The 18,884-nt window shown below is 45.2% G+C and carries 15 protein-coding genes and 1 other annotated feature; of the genes, 2 read left to right on the top strand and 13 right to left on the bottom strand.

The window, feature by feature from the left end:
- Positions 1–195: 195 nt before the first annotated feature.
- A complete protein-coding gene (locus tag KJS69_RS04260) occupies positions 196–1,410 on the top strand; it encodes an ROK family transcriptional regulator (RefSeq protein ID WP_213581936.1) in 1,215 nt (404 codons plus the stop codon).
- Positions 1,411–1,510: 100 nt separating this feature from the next.
- Here the strand turns inward: KJS69_RS04260 and KJS69_RS04255 are convergent, their stop codons facing one another.
- From KJS69_RS04255 to KJS69_RS04235, 5 genes are all read right to left on the bottom strand, one after another.
- Positions 1,511–2,032, bottom strand: coding sequence for an HIRAN domain-containing protein (locus KJS69_RS04255; RefSeq protein ID WP_213581934.1), 522 nt, complete (start codon positions 2,030–2,032; stop codon positions 1,511–1,513).
- Positions 2,033–2,213: 181 nt separating this feature from the next.
- Positions 2,214–2,990, bottom strand: a complete 777-nt coding sequence (locus KJS69_RS04250; RefSeq protein ID WP_213583026.1) for an arylamine N-acetyltransferase family protein — start codon at positions 2,988–2,990, stop codon at positions 2,214–2,216.
- Between the two features lie 56 nt (positions 2,991–3,046).
- Positions 3,047–3,622 carry a PadR family transcriptional regulator gene (locus tag KJS69_RS04245; protein WP_213581932.1) on the bottom strand — a complete coding sequence of 192 codons (576 nt, stop codon included), beginning with the start codon at positions 3,620–3,622 and terminating at the stop codon, positions 3,047–3,049.
- A 171-nt stretch (positions 3,623–3,793) separates the two neighbouring features.
- Entirely contained in the window at positions 3,794–5,164 is a 1,371-nt protein-coding gene (locus KJS69_RS04240) for an MDR family MFS transporter (RefSeq protein ID WP_283777442.1), read from the bottom strand.
- Positions 5,165–5,230: 66 nt separating this feature from the next.
- Positions 5,231–5,584, bottom strand: a complete 354-nt coding sequence (locus tag KJS69_RS04235) for a VOC family protein (protein ID WP_213581928.1) — start codon at positions 5,582–5,584, stop codon at positions 5,231–5,233.
- Positions 5,585–6,263: 679 nt separating this feature from the next.
- On the opposite strand from KJS69_RS04235, the gene KJS69_RS04230 reads away from it, so the two are divergent.
- Positions 6,264–6,629: a hypothetical protein gene (locus KJS69_RS04230; RefSeq protein WP_213581926.1), complete on the top strand. Its 366-nt coding sequence runs from the start codon at positions 6,264–6,266 to the stop codon at positions 6,627–6,629.
- Between the two features lie 971 nt (positions 6,630–7,600).
- On the opposite strand, the gene KJS69_RS04225 is transcribed toward KJS69_RS04230, so the two are convergent.
- The 8 genes from KJS69_RS04225 to KJS69_RS04190 all read right to left on the bottom strand — a co-directional run bounded on the left by KJS69_RS04225 (position 7,601) and on the right by KJS69_RS04190 (position 18,331).
- Positions 7,601–8,077: a GNAT family N-acetyltransferase gene (locus KJS69_RS04225; protein WP_213581924.1), complete on the bottom strand. Its 477-nt coding sequence runs from the start codon at positions 8,075–8,077 to the stop codon at positions 7,601–7,603.
- Between the two features lie 727 nt (positions 8,078–8,804).
- Positions 8,805–10,031, bottom strand: a complete 1,227-nt coding sequence (locus KJS69_RS04220) for an epoxide hydrolase family protein (protein ID WP_213581922.1) — start codon at positions 10,029–10,031, stop codon at positions 8,805–8,807.
- Positions 10,032–10,274: 243 nt separating this feature from the next.
- Positions 10,275–10,796 carry a GNAT family N-acetyltransferase gene (locus KJS69_RS04215; RefSeq protein WP_213581921.1) on the bottom strand — a complete coding sequence of 174 codons (522 nt, stop codon included), beginning with the start codon at positions 10,794–10,796 and terminating at the stop codon, positions 10,275–10,277.
- Between the two features lie 271 nt (positions 10,797–11,067).
- Entirely contained in the window at positions 11,068–11,514 is a 447-nt protein-coding gene (locus KJS69_RS04210) for a MarR family winged helix-turn-helix transcriptional regulator (protein WP_249730360.1), read from the bottom strand.
- 429 nt (positions 11,515–11,943) lie between these two features.
- On the bottom strand, positions 11,944–13,194 hold the full coding sequence (locus KJS69_RS04205; RefSeq protein WP_213581919.1) for an MDR family MFS transporter: 1,251 nt from the start codon (positions 13,192–13,194) through the stop codon (positions 11,944–11,946).
- Between the two features lie 1,149 nt (positions 13,195–14,343).
- Positions 14,344–15,531 (bottom strand): MFS transporter, encoded by a 1,188-nt coding sequence (locus KJS69_RS04200; protein WP_213581917.1) that lies wholly within the window; start codon positions 15,529–15,531, stop codon positions 14,344–14,346.
- 156 nt (positions 15,532–15,687) lie between these two features.
- The gene (locus tag KJS69_RS04195) at positions 15,688–15,966 is read right to left on the bottom strand and encodes a hypothetical protein (RefSeq protein WP_213581915.1); all 279 of its coding nucleotides are present in this window, start codon (positions 15,964–15,966) and stop codon (positions 15,688–15,690) included.
- Positions 15,967–16,450: 484 nt separating this feature from the next.
- Positions 16,451–18,331, bottom strand: coding sequence for an alanine--tRNA ligase (locus tag KJS69_RS04190; RefSeq protein WP_213581913.1), 1,881 nt, complete (start codon positions 18,329–18,331; stop codon positions 16,451–16,453).
- A 121-nt stretch (positions 18,332–18,452) separates the two neighbouring features.
- Positions 18,453–18,696: a binding site (T-box leader), on the bottom strand.
- Between the last annotated feature and the right edge of the window lie 188 nt (positions 18,697–18,884).

Genomic DNA, 18,884 nt, shown 5'->3' with positions numbered 1-18,884 from the left:
GCTTTTGGCAAGAAACTATTCTACAATTGAATTATAATCATTCAGAATCATAATTACAACACTTTTCTGAAGTTTCCGAATTTCATTCCAAAACAAAAAAGGAAAAAGTGATAGAATTGGTGCAATGAGGCAATGAAGATACATATCTGCAAGCGCGGCTTGTCCGACAATGAATGCATGTCAAGGAGGAAATTCATGATAACCCAATCTGCAAACCCTTCAACTATCCGCGATATCAATCGCGCTAACGTGCTCGATACTATTCGTAGAAAAGAGCGGATTTCCCAAGCGGAGCTGGCAAAAGCTCTCTCGCTGCAGCCGTCTACCATCCTGCGCATCATTACCGATTTGCTCGAGGAAGGACTTATTATAAGGTCGGGGCAAGGCCAGGCGACAGCCAAAGGAGGTAGAAGGGCAACACTGCTGGAGCTTCGACCGGAAGGCGCGTTTGCGGTCGGAGTCGATCTGAATTCCGATGAGATCAATGCCGTCATGCTTGATCTGACCGGCAATGTCGTGTGCCATCACCGCATGGCCAGCCCTTCGGACCAAGGACCGGCTATGGTCATGGAAGCCTTAAAAGATGTCATTCGGGAGCTTCTATCCATACATGAAGATCGGATCGACAAAATCATAGGAATCAGCGTGGGTGTGCCGGGGAAAGTTGACGTTGAAGCCGGAACATCCATCTATGCCGTCAATTTTAAGAACTGGCGCAATGTGAAGATTCGAGAGGAGCTGGAACAGGCATTTTCGCTGCCTGTTTATGTAGAACGCGAAATGCGCTCCATGGCTTACGGGGAAAATTGGTTCGGCAAGGAACACGATCACATGTTATGTCTGGGACTCTTCCAAAGCGGCATCGGTCTCGGACTGGTGCTGAACGGGCAGCTTTACCGCGGAGCCAATCAGCTTGAAGGCGATGTCGGCCATGTCATCGTAGAGCCTGATGGGCCAATATGCAGTTGCGGGAGAAGAGGGTGCCTGGAAGCGGTCGCGAGTGAAAAAGCGATATGCAAACGCGTTAATGAAAATCGGAGAAAGAGGGTTGATGGACCTTCAGCTGACTCGAAAGAGATGAATATCACTGAAATTATCGAGTCTTTCCGCCTGGGCGATAAAGACGTCGAACGGTTCGTACAGGAAGCCGTTTCTTACCTCGGCAAAATTTTATGCGACCTGGTTCGCGTCTACGATCCAAAGACGATTGTAATCGGAGGGCATGCTCTGGCGTCAAGCCCCGAGTTTGTTGAGGCAGTCCGTGTACATTTCAACGCCTTGCAGCCGAATTATGCCGATTATGTGCCAGACATCAAGCCCGTTCGATTTGCAGAGAACAGTACATCCATCGGGGCAGCCACTCTTATACTCTCGCGCATATTTAAACCGAATGGACCTCTTGCAATTTAGTAGCATGGGGCGGGTTGAAGAAGGCACTCTCACCTGAGTTTGAAAGCTGCTAGGTAAATGAAACGCCCGCTTTCCCTGGGCAATCTTGGTTTTCAGGCATTCATGCGCAAAAGCAAGTAACTTCATCTAGGAAGGGATTAAACTGATCAAATGATTCGCAAATCAAGGTACGATCGACGTTGATTCCTTTACTCAAAGAATCGACAACTAACAGAAAGCGTGTGCTTTCGCTTGTCAAGCCCTGATAACCCAGATCTCTAGGTACAAAACCAAGTTGATTGTTCTCCGCCCAAACTTGAATAGCATAGGGGTCATACTCATTTCTAGGATCTCTTTTTATAATCAATCTATCCCCTGCTTTTAGTGTTCTTGCCACGGCTATTCTTTTGATTGTCAAAAGGTATCCCTTTGACCACAAAGGGATATAATCATTTTTGTTGCCGTCGACTCGATCCTTGCAATGACAATCTCCGGGAGCCAGGTCACACACTTCCATTGTCCGTAAGCCGCTGTGAAACATCACGATTAGAATTTGAAATATGACCTCTTCCTCTTGGTGGTCGGCGGGGATGAATACATATAAAAACTGGACATGACTGTCCACTATGTGCAGACTGGTCAATTACCTGACCATCCAACAATAAACATTCTCACTCTGGAAACACCCAAGAGAGGACGGCATCAACCGTTAACTTCCGGGTGCTTTATTTTGCAGCAAGAATGGGGAGTGTTCTGATAAATACAGAACACTCCCCATTAGGCAAGAAAGTTACGGATTCGTCAACGGTATAGTTCCGCTCGTTTCATCTGCTAAAATGCTTCTTCAACAGTTCTTTGAACCTGCCGCCGTCAATTTTCTCTTTCGCGACAGCCCCGTCGGTCCATTGCGTCAGCGAGGTATCGGTTAATGTTACGCTTCCTTGAGCGGTGTGCCGGGTAATTAACGAATGCTTGTTGAATGGCGAATCCGGATGTTCGGCGATGATTGTCTGAATCTCGTTCAATTCCGCCACATCACCGACCGGCTTCCCGGAATCGAAGGCATAGCCGATTCTCCAATCGTTATCCTTATGCTTCAGTTTCATTTCCAACACATAGTCCCCGTGTTCACTGTGCGCTTTCCGCGCCCGAAATGCCCCGTTGCGCGAAGTGACGGTCTCCCCGGTCAAAGGAACCGGCGTTAGCGGCAAATTCCCGCCGAAGCCCGTGTCGACCAGATACGTCTGATCCTCGTGCGCGAGCAAAATCGTCGCATGCGTTCGTCCGATGGTCAAATACGCTTGCGCGTCGTTATTGTAAACGACGCCTCGCGTCAGAACGGCGTGAAAAGAGTTGTCGATTAAGAAAAAATAGAGCAGTGCATTCAATTCGTAACAAAGACCGCCCTCCTTGTTGACGAGCAATTTGCAAACCAGATTGTCTTCAGTGATCGCGCTTGCGCGTTGTTCAATTATGCTGAAATTTTCAAAAGGGATGCTTTTTGCCGTCAGCTCAAGAACCAAGTCCAATGCAGCAAATGTTATTTTTTCGTTTTCCGGCATGCCAATTCGTTGACGAAACAATGCATTTAGTCCGCTAATTCCGCATTCCTCCTTTCGAATAGATCTCCTGCTCTTCCGTGATCCAACGGTATGTTTCAATCACAGTTAAGCCCTTCTCCATTCATTCGATGGCTATCAATCAACTGTAAAACCCACTTTTCGTCAAATTGGAGCTTTTCTAAACGATGCCGGAAAAAAATCAGAATATACTGCTGTTCCCCTTCGGGAATCCGCTCATCCATACTCGCATGCTCCAACCGTTCTTCCTCATAGCGGATTTCATAACGCAGGTAATCCTTGTACTGGTGCAAAACTAAATATTGCAATTCCATATTGATCCGATCGAAATTTTTCAGTTTGGTATAAAAATGCTGCTCATAATCCGGCGAATATGGAATCGGTTCTTCCATCAACCGCAAAAATCGCATCCTGCCTGCTTCTGTGATGGTATACATCTTTTTCTTCTTTCCTCTTCCCTGCCGATCACTCTCCGGTTGTTCATCGGGGACCTGGTCGATCAGACCGTCTGCAAGCAGACTGTGAATGAGCGGATAAAGCACCCCCCAGCTGATTTTTCGCGTCGGTCCAATAATCGCATTCAAAATCTGATGCAGCAAATAGCCGTGCATCGGGTTATTCATCAATTCACCGAGGATAAACAGTTCGTTCAAGCGGATGACCCCCTTACTCGTTTTAACTGCTTTTTATTATATCGCATAGATATAATAAGTAAACGACAGTTTAGCGCACGGTGCCTAAATAAAGAAAAAGCCGCGGTCGTCACGACTTTTTCCAGGCTGCATCCGTTTGAGGCCATTTCCGGTTTCTTTCTTTCATGCCCGTCATGCCGACTGCTGCTGCGCCATCACCTCGCGGTGTTTCGGCAGGAGCTGCACGGCAAGCAGGTTCGCAATCGCTATGGCGCACATGAGCAGAAAAACGGCATGCATTCCGGCAGCCAGCTCCGATTTGGAGCCAAGGGTTGTCACATGCTGGTTGTAAATCGTGCCGAACACCGCGATTCCGATCGTTTGGCCCATTGAGCGCAACAGCATGCTGGAAGCGTTGACGACGCCGCGTTTTTCCCAGCCGACGACGGATTGTACGACAACGGTGGAGGGCGTCGCGACAAAGCCCATCCCGAACCCGATTACGACGAGGATACCAATCCAGTAAACGTAAGGAGAGTTCATCTGAAGCGCGGCAAGCCAAATGGAGCCAGCCACGATCAGACCGGAACCGAACACGATCGACGCCTTTACCCCTATCCGGTACATGAGCCTGCCGGCGATGTTGGCAGCGAGCGGCCAGGCCAGTGACATCGGCATGACGATCAGACCCGAGCTTGTCGCAGAATGGCCAAGCACGGATTGAATCCAGATTGGCGAGTAAATCGTCAAGCCTGTCGTAATGCTGTACGCCAGAAAACCGCTGACATTCGTCACGTTCAACACGCTGATGCGGAAAATGGACAACGGCATCATTGGCTCCTCCGCCCGTTTTTCGATCCAGAGGAACAACAGGAAAAACAATACCGCTACCGCGAACAGCCCCACAATCAACGGGGAATCCCACGGATGGTTGACTCCACCGCTCTGCAGCGAATACAGGAGCGCGGAGATGGAAATGGTAAAAGTGAGCACACCGAGATAATCGATTTTTTTCGCCCGGCGTTCTACCGGCTGGTGCAAAAATACGAAGACGAGCAGCAAGGCGGCGGCGCCGATCGGCACGTTGAGATAGAAAATCCAGCGCCACGACACTTGATCGACAAAATAGCCGCCGACGACCGGGCCGAGGAGACCGGCCACGGACCAAACAGACGTGAAGATGCCCATCATTTTACCGCGTTTTTCACCCGAGAATAAATCCCCGATAATCGTATAGCATACGGGCGTCAGCGCCCCGGCCCCCAGTCCTTGCAACGCCCGAAACCCAATGAGTTCCACCATCGACTGCGAGGCTCCGCATAAAATGGAACCGAGTACGAACAAGCCGATGCCGACGGTTAACACGCCTTTGCGCCCGAACAAATCAGCCAGCTTGCCGAAAATGGGCGTCGCCACGCAAGCGGTCAACGTATAAATCGCGAACACCCAACTAAACAGGCCCTTGCCTTGAAAATCCGCAATCATATGCGGCGTGGCAGTGGCGACGACGGTCACGTCCATCGCGCCGATAAACATCGCCGCCAGCAGTCCGATGACAACCATGTTGACGTTGGTTTTCGGTGTCATGAGAAGACGCCTCTTTTCATTGTCACTTTTTCTCTCCTTGGCTTAACGATTACAAACCAAGTAAAGGGTATTACCTTCGGGGTCACTGAAGTGTACGACTTGGGCTGCTTGGCCTTCTACATAATCGTGGAATTGAACACCCCTGGCTTTCAGGGTCTCGATGGCAGACTCCAATTCCTCTACCTCAAATCCAATAGACATACTACCCGATGTTTCCCGTTTAACACCTTGGTCACCGGCAAGATGTAGGAGTCCAATCGTCAATCCCGGTGCTTCGACCTGCGCAAAATGCCCACCCATTTCGTGTTGCAGCTTCAAACCAAGGGTTTCGACGTAAAATTGTACTGCCTTTTTTAAATCCGCTACCATAACAGATACATTGCCACTTTTGAACATAGAAAATTTCCTCCTTATTCTTTGATTGTGTTTATTATATCATAAAGATATATAAAATAAATATATTTTTTCGATATAATATTTTTCCATTGATTGATGTTTCAAGAATGGCCGTCATATCGCTTGCGAAACCTTCCCGTGCAGGGTAGTACCAGCGTCGTGACACCTGGGGCAAACGTATGGATTAAAGTGGACAGTTATTAATAATCTCGTTATACTCATACTGCACATCAGTGATTGCCAGCTTTGAACACTCCTCAAGTGATTTACGACCTTCGTGACCGGAATAGGGATGTAGGATGAATCAATTTGCTAGCGAGCAGCACTTGCTCATTCAAAGCGCTGTGTTCCAGTATGAAGCTTATACTGGAACAACTGACAGCAGGACAATGCCAGCAGGTGGGGTACCCTGAGGTAGGGCGATACACATTCGAACAGCTGTTGGAATCCCGAGTTTGTTATGTCCACATACACCTAGCTCAGATCGAAAGAGTACAAAAAGCTTAGCGGCAAAGCAGAGAATTACGAGCAGGATAGTGACCATAATTGTGGAAATGAATGGTAATAAATTTATTAGCCGAATTGAACAAAACATGGGGCCAAGAATTCAAAGTCAATTATGATGATGAACTTGGCTTTAACGTGGGGCCAGTTAACCAGTAAAGAGAGGGAGTTTTCGATGACAAATAGTGAGAAAGCCCGTAAGCTCTATGCGGATATGAACACAAAGATTAAAGAAAGCCTACTAATGCCTCACAAGATATTTGTTAACGGTCGTAAACCAAAGTATTTGCAGTATGCATTAGGTATTTTGGTTCGGCAGTATGCCGAGCATAATTTTGAAGAGGATTGGGTTCCTGTAACAAAGGAAATGTTCAATATAAGCAAGAGGGATCGTGAAGGTTGGAAGGATCTTCAGCGGATAATTGATCTACTTGAAGAAAACATGGTTATAGAGACGAAGGAAGTAGGAACAGACAAGTATATCCGCATTGTGGAAGACGAGTTATTCGACCTCAGTAGTTACCAAAAGCTCGGATTATGAATAGAGGGAGATCGGATTGGTGATCAATTCAGTATGAAAGGATTATGGAGACGTTAGCACAAAAATGGCAGTGGCAAAAGTACAACAACTGCACCCTATGACAAGAGTCATATAGTTTCTTCCATTTCCAATTCCCTGATCTTATTGAGAATATCTGAAATGGGATCAGTTTCTTGGGCAGGTTGACGTACAAACTGTAAATACTTGTTTAAATATCCCTTCATAGTTGGATCCTCAAGATATTGTAAGCCCTTATGTGCGGTGAAAAAGGAGAAGTAAAGATGGGCAGAATTTCTGCTACACAAGGGTTTGAGGTATTATGAGGAGTTCATACGCTTTATGTGATGATATTTTCTAAAACAGGAAGGGGGGTTGGGGTTGCAGCGAATTAGTCATACAGCTCCAGGATTTGTGGCAGGTAATAGGACGAAAGAGGCTGAATGATCCCCAAAAACATGAACACAACAGGAAACCACAATAATTTGTAGCTTCTACTGGCTTCCAGCCATTCTTTCTTTAATAGACAGACAAGTGGTTCACCGCTTACTCACCATCCTGAAAATATCTTCCAGACTTTCTTGTACCAGTTCGAACTTTTGAATCGGCAGCTGCAAACGTCTGATACTATCTAATAGCCATGTTCTTCCGCTGGCAATGTCTTTAACACGCACTTTGGCGAAACTGCCGGTTGGGTCAATTGCCGAGAAGCAATTGTTGTATAATCCGCATTCGAACAGGATGAAGAACCAAATCGGCTTTTTTAGTCATGAAGCATACATCGCGTTCCCTTGTCCTATTAAGCGCTCCCTGTTTCTTTTCTTTTTGAATATTGGCTTCCCCTGTTCCTTTTTCTATCCATCGCGTCCACTCGCCACGCAATTTTTCATAAAGTGGCCTCGATATTTTGAAATGATGGTATTTTCATATCCAACATGTGAATTGATTGTTTTAAGAATGTTAGTTGAAATCATCTAAGAAACAACCAATTTAAATTTTTGACGACTACCTCCTTCCGGGCCATTTGGAATTAATTCGTCTAATGGAATGAAGCCGAGCTTTTGGTAAAAATTTCCGGCGGGTTGCCCATCTGGAACATCATCACCAAATGTAGTAACTATTACTTCTGACGGAACATCAATAAGTTCAAGAATATGTCTTACCAAAGCTGTTGCTATTCCTTTGCTTCTTGCTTGTGATGAAACGGATAACCACCCAATCTTATACTTTGGGGCATCTGATACTGAAAATAAAACCCCGCCGAGCAATCTAGATCCAGGCAATCCATCGTTATCTCTCACACAATAAGCATTATTCTGCTTTATATTCTCCTCTAATGCTTGTATAAATTGGGAGTCACTTACCATCGGTCCAAATAGGTATTCGACTTCAGAGGCAAGTTCTAACCATCCTTTGAGGTCATCCATAGTTGCGTTTACAACCCTCATCATTACCGTCCTTCGATTACAATATTTACAAACTAGTTATAGAGTTTTCTGAGCTATCTTACCTAGTTGTAATCACTCCATTTTTTAGGCCAGCTCCCACTATCACATCAAGGCGTATCTGGCTGTTTTACCATGTGAAAGTTGAGTTACTGCTTCTCTCCTACAACCAAGAACCTCTGGATTCAATTCAGCTAATCGCACCAACAATTGCACCGCGTTTGACAACAAATTGGTTGACCGTGATGCTGCACACTTAGAGCGTATTACAAATAAGGCGAAAATTATAAACAGCTTATTGTTTACAGAAATGCATCAGGAAAACTCTGTAATATCATTTTTTTCCGATCTTTCATGAACTCTCTCCCCCATGGATGGAGTTCGTCTAATTTCCCCTTACATGCGTGGAAAGTCGTACATCTCGCTGATGGGATACTACAATACTGTGTTCTGAAAAATGCATGTTTGGGTTACCCTCTGGTCGAATTCCAAAAAACTTAGATACAGCAGCTTGATAAATATCCATATGATATTTCTGCATCAAGGCACCCACTAGAAGCCCCAATATAAACTTTCCGTACCAGCGCATTATCCGACTACAGTTCATGCCGCTTCAACATTTATCTCGATTCTCCGCTTTATCACTAGTTGTGATAAGGTTCCCCGCGCTATCTGTAACGGCAAGTTTAAGACTATTCAATGCGAGATGGCCACGACCTAAGAACCGCCATACTTATCGCCGACCTCGGAAGGTGCGACGCAGATCATCAACCCATTTGTCCGGAATCTCCCAAGGAATGAAGTGTCCGCCCTGTTCATGGGCTACGATGTTCACATGGTTATACCAGGAAGCGCGATCGCTTTCGAGAAAATTTTGCACGCGATATTCCGTCGTGATCCCCGGCGGATTTTCATAGCCCACGAAGGTTATGCCGGTCGGCGCCTCAATAACAGGCCAGCGATCATGAGCGGGTGTCCATGGATAACGATTGTTGTTGGCATAGACGCGCATGGAGGTTTCGATAGCGTTGTTTACCCAATAGATGGTTGCGTGGGTAAGGATGTCGTCCTTCGAAAAGACATTCTCGACGTCGCCCTTATTGTCACTCCACCTCACCCATCGTTCCAATATCCAAGCGAGCATTCCTACTGGCGAGTCGCTCAGTCCGTACGCGAGTGTGCTGGGATCAAGAACATGTACAGCGAGATGAGATGCAAAACGCCGATCAAACTCCAAAATTTGCAATCGGATACTTTCAGGAATGTTGTCAGGAATGGAACGACCCCCAGCAAGATCCCAAGCGCGATCCCCGTTAAACAAGTTAAGTTTTTGTGCGGATCCGATATGGATGGCGTAAAGCTCGTCAGGATATTTGTGTCCTAGCTGACCGGTCACGAGAGCGCCAACGTCGCATCCCGCTGCCGCGTATTTGGTATAACCTAGAATATCGGTCATTAGCGTATGCCATAGATCGGCGATTTTCCAAAAGTTCATGTCAGGGTTGTTTGGCAGTGGCGTAGAAAATCCGAAACCAGGAAGCGAGGGCACGATTACGTCGAATGCTTCAGCCGGATCACCCCCAAATGAGCCAGGGTCCGCTAGCGAATCCATGACCTTGGACCAATGCCAGAACGTCCAAGGCCAACCATGGGACAAGATTAACGGCACGGGATCGGGCCCGACGCCTGGTTTACGCATAAAATGCACAGGAATTCCGTCAACATGTACCTTATAGTGTTCATAGGCATTGATCACTTTCTCGGCTTTGCGCCAATCAAACTCGTTCACCCAGTAGTCGACGAGTTCTTCAAGATAGTTCCGGCTAACACCGTAAAACCAGTCAGCATTACCGGCATCAAGAGGCCATCTAGTGGACTGTAGACGATTGTGAAGATCAATAAGTACCTCATCCGATACAAAGATCGGACTAGGTTGAAGCGCAAAAGAAGCTGTTGTCATAAATAGATTCCCTTTCTTGTAGGAATGTCGCTGTTTGCGTCTGAGTAAGACAATTACAGCGGTGACCGAGATTACGAATCGTTTCCAAATTGGACCACACGCCTTAATGCGGGTATTGCAGATGCAATTGCCTGTTTTTCTTCCGGAGTGAGCCCTTCAATAAACTTAGAGCTGTTCAATGCGCTCCGAACGACGAGAATCAATAACATTTTCCCTGCTTTATTTGTTATGAAACTTGCAGATTTAATTGCAGTACTCATTCTTTGTCATCACATAAGATTTGCAAGGATGTCCATCATGCATACCGTCAACAACGAACGTAAGCCCTATTTTCGCTGCGACGCTCATGGACGGCTTGTTTTCTGGATGAATGTCGGCAACAACATGGTCTACACCAACTGTTTCGAAGGCATGTTCAAGAACTCTTTGCGCAGCTTCAGTTGCATACCCCCTCCCCCACGCTAAACGATTTAACCGCCAACCGATTTCAATCTCCGGTCCAATACCATCATAAGGGATGAGAAGGATCCACCCAACAAATCGTGTTGGTTTCTCCTTCGGGAATATAGACCAATAGCCTAGACCTGGACCGAAATCCTTCTGAATCCTCTCGTAAAGAAAACTTTCATGTTGCTCAGGGTTGCCCCATGGCCCCGGTATAAATTTAGTTACCTCAGTGTCTTGATCCATTACCAAACATGCTTCGAAGTCAGCCAAAGTACGGGGCCTTAGGAATAAACGTTCTGTATCAAAGCTCGGCAACATAACGGTTCCCCCCATTCTCCTAAATCAAAATAACGAGTTCTTCAAGATAGTTCCGGCTACCACCGTAAAACCAGTCCGTGTTTCCGGCATCAAGAGGCCACCTAATGGACTGAAGACGATTGCAAAGATCAATAAGCACCTCATCCGATACAAAGATGGGACTAGATTGAAGCGCAAAAGAAGCTGTTGTCATAATTAGATTCCCTTTCTTTTCGAATGACTTTCGATCGCTGCTTTCGTCTGAGTAAGACAATTGCAGCCGTGACTGGGATTACGAATCGTTTCCAAATTGGACTACACGCCTTAACGCTGGTATTGCAGATGCAATTGCCCGTTTTTCTTCCGGTGTGAGCCCTTCAATAAACTTCGAGAGCTGTTCAATGCGCTCCGAACGACGAGAATCAATAACATTAGCCCCCCTCTCGGTAATATGCACTTGAACGACTCGACCATCATTCGGATCTGGCCGGCGTTCGACAAGCCCGTCTCGTTCAAGTCGGGTTACCAACTGCGTGATTCCCGACTGCGTAACTTGCTCATTAGCTGTCAACTCAGTTAGCCGCATGGGACTCTTGCGAGATAATGTGTGCAGGACGGAAAGAGTGGTGAAGCTTAGTTTTTCAATTGAGGGCAACCGAATAATAATCCTCGTTAAATCTTCGAATACCATAGCGAAGTCGGTAACGTTCAACTCATTCAGTTCTTTATTAGGTTCCATGGGAAAAATCATATCACAAACTTATATAAATTTCTAATATAAATTTCAAGCCATTTCGAAATAATCATCCACTTGCCATCTAAGTTGAGATCTGATCGGCCCAGAATCGCCTTCTGCTCATAACGGTCATGAAAAAAAGTCCTCCACTCGTTATCTGAGGAGGATTATCTGATAGCCGCTTTGAAGTTTATAGATGGGAAATCTGGTTCGCCTGCTCCGTCAGGGGGCGATCCGTTTGCCAATTTTTCAATGAGGAGCGCTCTCACTAGTCGCTTGAGGAGACGTACCCATCGTATTATGAGTTCAGCCAGTTTTTACTGGTTGAACTCTTTTGTATAAGAAACCACTCCTTTGTTCGGAGTGGCGTTGTTATGTAACCGACGAACTTATTTAAATGGAAGCAGAAATCCGACAGTATTTACGATTCCATCAATTCGCTGCCTCTGGCTTCTCCACATAGATTTTAAATAACTGATTGTATAACACTATACTGATGAAAGCAAACACCAGAATGATGCTGAATATTCCCACAGGCGATACCCAGTTGGATAGGAAAACCGTCACCGGGGCCAAAAATCTCGCGATGGTATTCTGCAGGCTGTTGGCTCCCATGTACTGTCCTCTTGCATGATCCGGAGCATAACGGCTAATAAAGCTCTGTGTCACCGGAGAGCGTACAATCTCACCAAAGGTGAAGATTACTGTGACGAAAAACAAATACCATATATTGGTGCCCAGTCCAAGGGAGAATGTACCTACTCCTGAAAGGAGCGATGATAGAATGAATACATTGCGATCTTTCCAATGTAAGAACCATTTCGTAACAGGAAGGATAAACAGAACAAACAATAGACCGTTCAATCCCAGTAACCATCCGAAGATCTCCGTACTGGACAGAATAAGGGAATCTCGTATCCATGTGAATAGAGCTTGGGCAGGTACCTCGTTGATCACGTAAACAGCCCAATAAAGATCCAATTGCATAATGGCCATTAGGGCAAAGATGCCTGCCAAAATATAAATGAGGAACACTTTATCGCGAAAAATAATGCCGTATCCCTTCCACTGTTCCATGAATACTTGGGTAATAGACGTTGAAGCTTCAGGTTGTTTCGCCATTTGTGGCTGTGTTTCATGAACAATGAAATAGATAGCGATAACATACAGGAGCATGACCAACGTGCAAGTCCACAACAGCACTTCCCGGTATTGGAAGAAGAAGATGGCTCCAAGTGCAGGCCCAAGCACGGCGCCAATATTATTGGCCGTTGTAAACGTTGCGAAAATCTGGCGACGATTACATGCGGGAACCAGGTCGGCAACCATCGCGGAGCTTGCAGGACTGTATAGGGCTCCCCCAAGTCCTATGCCGATAAATGCGATATAATCCATCCAATGGGATGGTGATACCGCAAACAATGCAAACATCACCGTCTGAAATGAAGCACCCAGCAGCATCACGGGACGACGCCCTAACCGGTCGGCTAAAGCTCCTCCAAGCAGACCTCCTATTATGCTAAATATCGGAGGAAGTGTCATCAAAATGCCTGCAATATGATTGCCTAATGCCGCACCGAAATATACGGTTATAAACGGAAAGTACATCCAAAATAGCATGTTAAACAGTGCTTCTCCGATTAACCGGACTTTCAAATTGATATTCCATAAACGTATTTGCACAATACCTTCCTCTTTCCACAACATCGCTTCCCGGCCGGGTATACAAACTATAGAACAATATCCTGAATAAATATAGACTTATAATTACGGATGATTTATACTAATGATATGAAAGTCAAGTATGCCCCGATTTAATTTAATTGCTCCAAAAAACGAACGTTTGTTCTCGGACGATAAAGACGCTCCTGTCGGAAGCGTCTTTTTATGCTGAATCGGGTCCTCTTTTTCAAAATCGCGTCAATCTCTTCCGGTCGAATGTTTTCGGAAACGGGAGACGAACCAGCGTTGCCAGGGTGTCTCAACGGCACGTGGAGAGTAGTGCTGCCGGACGTAGGCGACTGCCTGGTGGTTAGGTATTCCATCAAGTACAGCGAGACAGGCCAAAGCAGTGCCGGTGCGTCCGTTGCCGCCAGCACAGGCGATTTCGACACGTTCGAATTCAGCGCGTGTCCAAGCCTCGAATAGCGCGTCGGCGGCCGTGGTGCGGTTGAGCGGCAAACAGAAGTCAGGCCAACGGATCCAGCGGTATTCCCAAGCAACGGGTGGTGGCTGGTGGCCCAGCAGATAGAGTGCGAACTCGGGTGGGGGGCCCTGCGGGAACGGGCGTCTCAGTCCCCGACCGCGGACGAGTCTGCCCGAGGCAGTCGCAGCACACCCGACGAAGTAGGATCCCACGTATTGGTCATGGCGTCAGTCTCCTTTAATAAAACAAGTCGGTGAAAATCAATTTGCTTAAAGTTCGTTTCGAGCCATTCACAATCGATTTTTGTCTCTGGGCAACATGAGCATTCCCAACATTTTTACATCAGAATTGACCATTGCTCCGTTAACTCGGCTTGATAATATGAGCTTGCGAAATTTAGGTTAAGACCAACGGTATGACGACGCCCCGCCGCTATGGTATCTTTAGGCCACCGTTTCACCTTTATAAATTCATGCACCATATACTTCTGTATTTCACCCGACTCGTGAGCGGCTACATGCGCACAGAGTCATTGTTATTTCGCCCGAACCCAAGCGTGAGTGAGTTTATTTACATTCATAGTTGGGGCTGGGCATTTTCTCGGTGACTGTTTTAAGCTGCCGTGTTGACGCATGGCAATCTGTTCATTCTTCCTCCCAATCATGGCCCCTGTCCCCAATTCCTTCTTAAAGGTTTTTCGCGGGTAGTCTCTTTTTGGAGGTTCTCATCATGACTCCACCCAGAAGTACGGCTAGAATCGCCACAATGACCATAGGGATTTGTTTATCGACTTGGTAGAGAGTGGTGCTTACAATAGGCGCGATGATGGCTGCAATCCCCTGCATCGCGGCAACCAGCCCGGCAACCCCGCCTTGTTGTTCATTACTGACGGAAAGGGACGCGCCTGCCATAAATCCGGGCATCATCCATCCCGCACCTAGACCGAACATAAAAAACGCCAAGAAATAGAATGGAAGGCTAGCTGTAAACAGGAATACGATCATACTGAGGACGAGAATCATAGAACCGAGCAGGATCATCGGCCGCGGCTCCCATTTCAGCCATTTCGTCTGAATCAGTTGTACAAGAAGCATAGCCAGACCTGTAAGCATCAGTCCTAAGGAAACCACTCTCGCCACACTTTCAGATGCGAGATTTAGCTGATCCTGCAAATAAAACCCTCCGATAACCTGAACCGTTACAATCCCCAGCATCGTGATTAAAGCGGCTAATAAATACATCCGCAATCCGGGTTGAAATGGACTGACTTTAACCGGGCGTTCCTTTACTACCGGTTTCGTTGCAGGCATTAGCAGTAGTGTGACTATAAATGCGGCAGCTGCAATCACAATTCCAAAATATAATGGCCATAGCAATCCAACTAACGTAAACACGCCGGCAATGGCCGGTCCGAAAATAAGCCCCAGCCCGTTTGCGGAACTAATGATCGCCATGCCGCTCGCTCTTTCCTTCCCCTCCGTTACATCCCCCATATAAGCTTGTGAGGAGGATAAGACTGCAGGGATGAACATCCCGATTAAACTACGGGTTACGATTAACAGTAGCAGCAACAATCCACCGCTAATCCACTGTTTAAGTCCGCTATAAAAAGTGAGGGTCAGTAATAAACTGCTGATACTCATTCCAATAAACCCAATTAGAATAACGGGTTTCCGCCCCTTCGTATCACTGACATTCCCCCATACCGGCGCCATAACCGCCATCATGACAGAGCCAAGCGAGATAATGAGACCGGAATGAGCTTCCCTAAGCCCTAATTCCCGAATCAAGGGAGGCATAATGGGGGCAATCAGCATAAGCCCCAGCATAGCTACAAAAACGCTTAAGAAAACGCTGGTCTTCACTCTCTTCATTTTCCTACACTCCTCTTCCTAACTATGGTTTGAAGAGGATTATAAGTGAACTATGACTGCCTCTGCTCCCTTCAAAAGGAAGAATTACGGTCAAACGGATTATAATTGATTTGCTCCTCAGTCGATACACGCAAGTACAAAGCAGCTTTCGGCTTACTATTTACTACCATCATACATTCCTCCAAGATCATCATATTTTGGTATAGGGCTAAAACGAGCATCCCTCGTGCTGCCATCCAGATCAAGGATTTCTAAAAGCCCCTCTGCGGTAATCCCGACCTCCAGCTTCGTTGTTAACTTTACTGCATACGTACTCTCCGTATAGGACGGATGCTTTCCATATAAAAGCTCGATCTGCCATAATGCCTCAACTGGATTCGGCATCTCGCTAACCTGAACATCCGCATTCCGGCGTTGCTTCACAACTTGTAACATAGGGATCGCTCCTCTCCACTAGTTTCACCAAGGGAAACGACATATTGTGACAATCTCTACGATCATTCTATCAAACGATGAGCCATCTGAACATCCGGCAGACCATCAAGCCCCTACAAAAGAAAAAAGACGACCCGCCAATCCGAGTCGCCATCATACCAACTGAATGCCAGTTTACAAGTCACAAAACGAATCAAACTGCTCTGTCAAAATATACCCCTAAAATGAAGGGGAGCTAGATAAGCAGAAGAACAACTGGATCGGACAAACTTCGTGAATAAGCATAAATCTCCATAATAAACAGAAAAATTTCAGCACCAAGTACACACGTAGATCTAATAGTCACGTTCGGCTCGAATAGCTTCGATTTCTTTGCCAATCTCGGCGCGGCGGTCGGGAGAAGTCTGGCGGTTGCCATGTTCGACTACCGCTATGTGGTAATTCAAACAAGACTACAACTTGTTTAAGGCTTTATCCACATCAGCTATTGTTCCGCGTTCCGGAAATATTTGTCAATTACTCCTTTAATCCTTCTAACTCCAGCAGAAGAAGATTGTTCTTTTTTAATACTGAACTTTCCTAAGTTTGTTGTATCTTCTACATGAGGACCTCCACATACTTCTCTACTCCAAACTTTCCCTTCGTTATCTTTGATTGTATACACCTTAACGATATCCGGATATTTATCCCAAAAATTCCCTACAACATTACTTTCTTTCGCTTCAGTTTTAGGCAGCTCTGAAATATAGGTAATTGCTTTTGATGAAATCGCATCATTCACATACTTCTCCACCTCAGCTATTTGCTCTGGCGTAAGTTTTTCATCATGGTTGAAGTCAAACCTTAATCGTTCTGAAGTAATATTACTTCCTTGTTGATGAACATGATCACCTAAAACTTCCCTTAAACCAGCAAGTAATAAATGAGATACAGTGTGTAGCGCTGTTGTTTCCGTTGAATGTTCAGCTAATCCACCTTTAAATTTACCCGCAGAAGCAGTTCTGCTCTTTTCAGCATGTTTCTTTGCCGCCTCTACATAAGACGCCTTGTCCTCCATGCTATATCCACTTTCAGTTAGGAACTCTTCCGTCAATTCCAAGGGAAACCCATATGTTTCGTAAAAATAAAAGGCGTCTGCACCTGTAACTTTACCTTTATTCTTAAGATGTTTTTGTATTTCAATTTCTCCTTGCTGTAAAGTTCTATAGAAAAGATTTTCTTCCTTACTTACTATTTCGATAACTTTCTTTTTATTACTGATCAAATCTTCATAAGCTGTTGCTTCATCTATATAAACTTCAGACAACTCACCCACAAAACTTCCTCGTATACCGATTTTTTTACCTGCACGAATCGCCCTTCTTAATAACCTTCTTGTTATATACCCTGCATCACTATTAGCTGGCTCCGCACCATCATTAATTAGAAAAGTAGCAGCCCTCACATGATCAAGTATGATTCTAAACGACTTTAATTCGTCAGTATATTGTTTACCACTTAACTCCATCAATTTTTTCTTGGGATTAAGGAAGAAAGCCGTATTATAAATATCCTTGTCACCATTAAGGGCTGTTGCAACCCTTTCTAATCCGCCTCCATAATCAATATTGGGATTTTGCATTTTTACAAATCCTGTGTCTTCTTTTTTGTAACACATAAATACGTTGTTCCCAATTTCTAAAAACCTCTCGCTTACAGAAGCAGGATGATCCAGTGAATCACCGCCTGGTTCAAGATCATAGAACATCTCACTATCAGGCCCACCTGGTTCACCAACAGGCATATCTAATGGACTTCCGGCTCTACTCCACCAATTTTCTTTTTCATCGTATAAGAATATTTTCCCACCTCTAGATGTCCCATATTTATATGGATCATCCTCAATAATAGGTTCTATACCAACTGATTTGAATTTTTCTGACCAGATTTGAATGGCTTCCGTATCTTTCTGTATATTCAAATCATCACTTCCTATAAAAGCACTGATATACAGCCTGCCAGGATCAATTCCTAATTCGATAATATGCCAATTCCAAATGGCATCGATTTGCTTTTTCTTATAGTTATTTTCATTTGCTTTAAACTCCCATCGACCTATCATTTCAAAAAATGTTAGATGCGACGTATCTCCTACTTCATCAATATCCACTGTCCTTAAACACTTCTGAATATTAGTTATCTCATTACCTATCGGATGCTTTTCCCCCAATAAATAGGGAACCATAGGTTGCATTCCACTTCCCGTAAACAACGTTGAGGGATCATTTTCTGGTAACAAGCTAGAAGAGGGCACTTGGCTAGCCCCTATTCCTTTCATAAAATCAATATATGATTTTCTTAACTCATCTGGTGTCATTTTCACCATGCTCAATACCACCATTTCAATTATTATTTATTCTTGGAAAATCCAAAAGTTTCTATTCTGCGAATATTCAAACGAAAAGAAATAAAACAAAAAAAGCCCTGAGCTGACATATTTCTTGTCAACTTAGGGCGAACTATTATGTCCGTGTTACCACCTAATTTCAGATTTCTCTGCACTCTATCAATACGGGATATCTCCGATATTGTTTCCTGAATAACGGTGGAACTCCGTTGAAGCCTACTAAGATTCCTCTGTTCGGTTCACAGCTCCGAGACTGCTTCACTATTAGATCAATGAAGATTCGCACCAACCATCTTCTCTCTGTGAGATCCCTAATACCTACTATTTCTCATCATAGCCTTTTCATTTTAAATTAAAGCGATGATAACACACTCAACTTGCTCTGTCAATTTAATTCCACTATTTTGTTATTGTGCTGTGATAATGTCATCCCATAACTGTTCTGAGATAATGTCACTATGGGACAGGAGAAGATTACATTGAGCAGAGCAGAACTGAAGAAGATCTATGTGGTGGAGAAAATTATCGATGG

Origin of the sequence: Paenibacillus sp. J2TS4 (genome assembly GCF_018403245.1) — a bacterium.
Lineage (GTDB): Bacteria > Bacillota > Bacilli > Paenibacillales > NBRC-103111 > Paenibacillus_L.
Note: the sequence above shows the minus strand (reverse complement) of the source record. Positions and strands in the feature narration are given on the sequence as shown.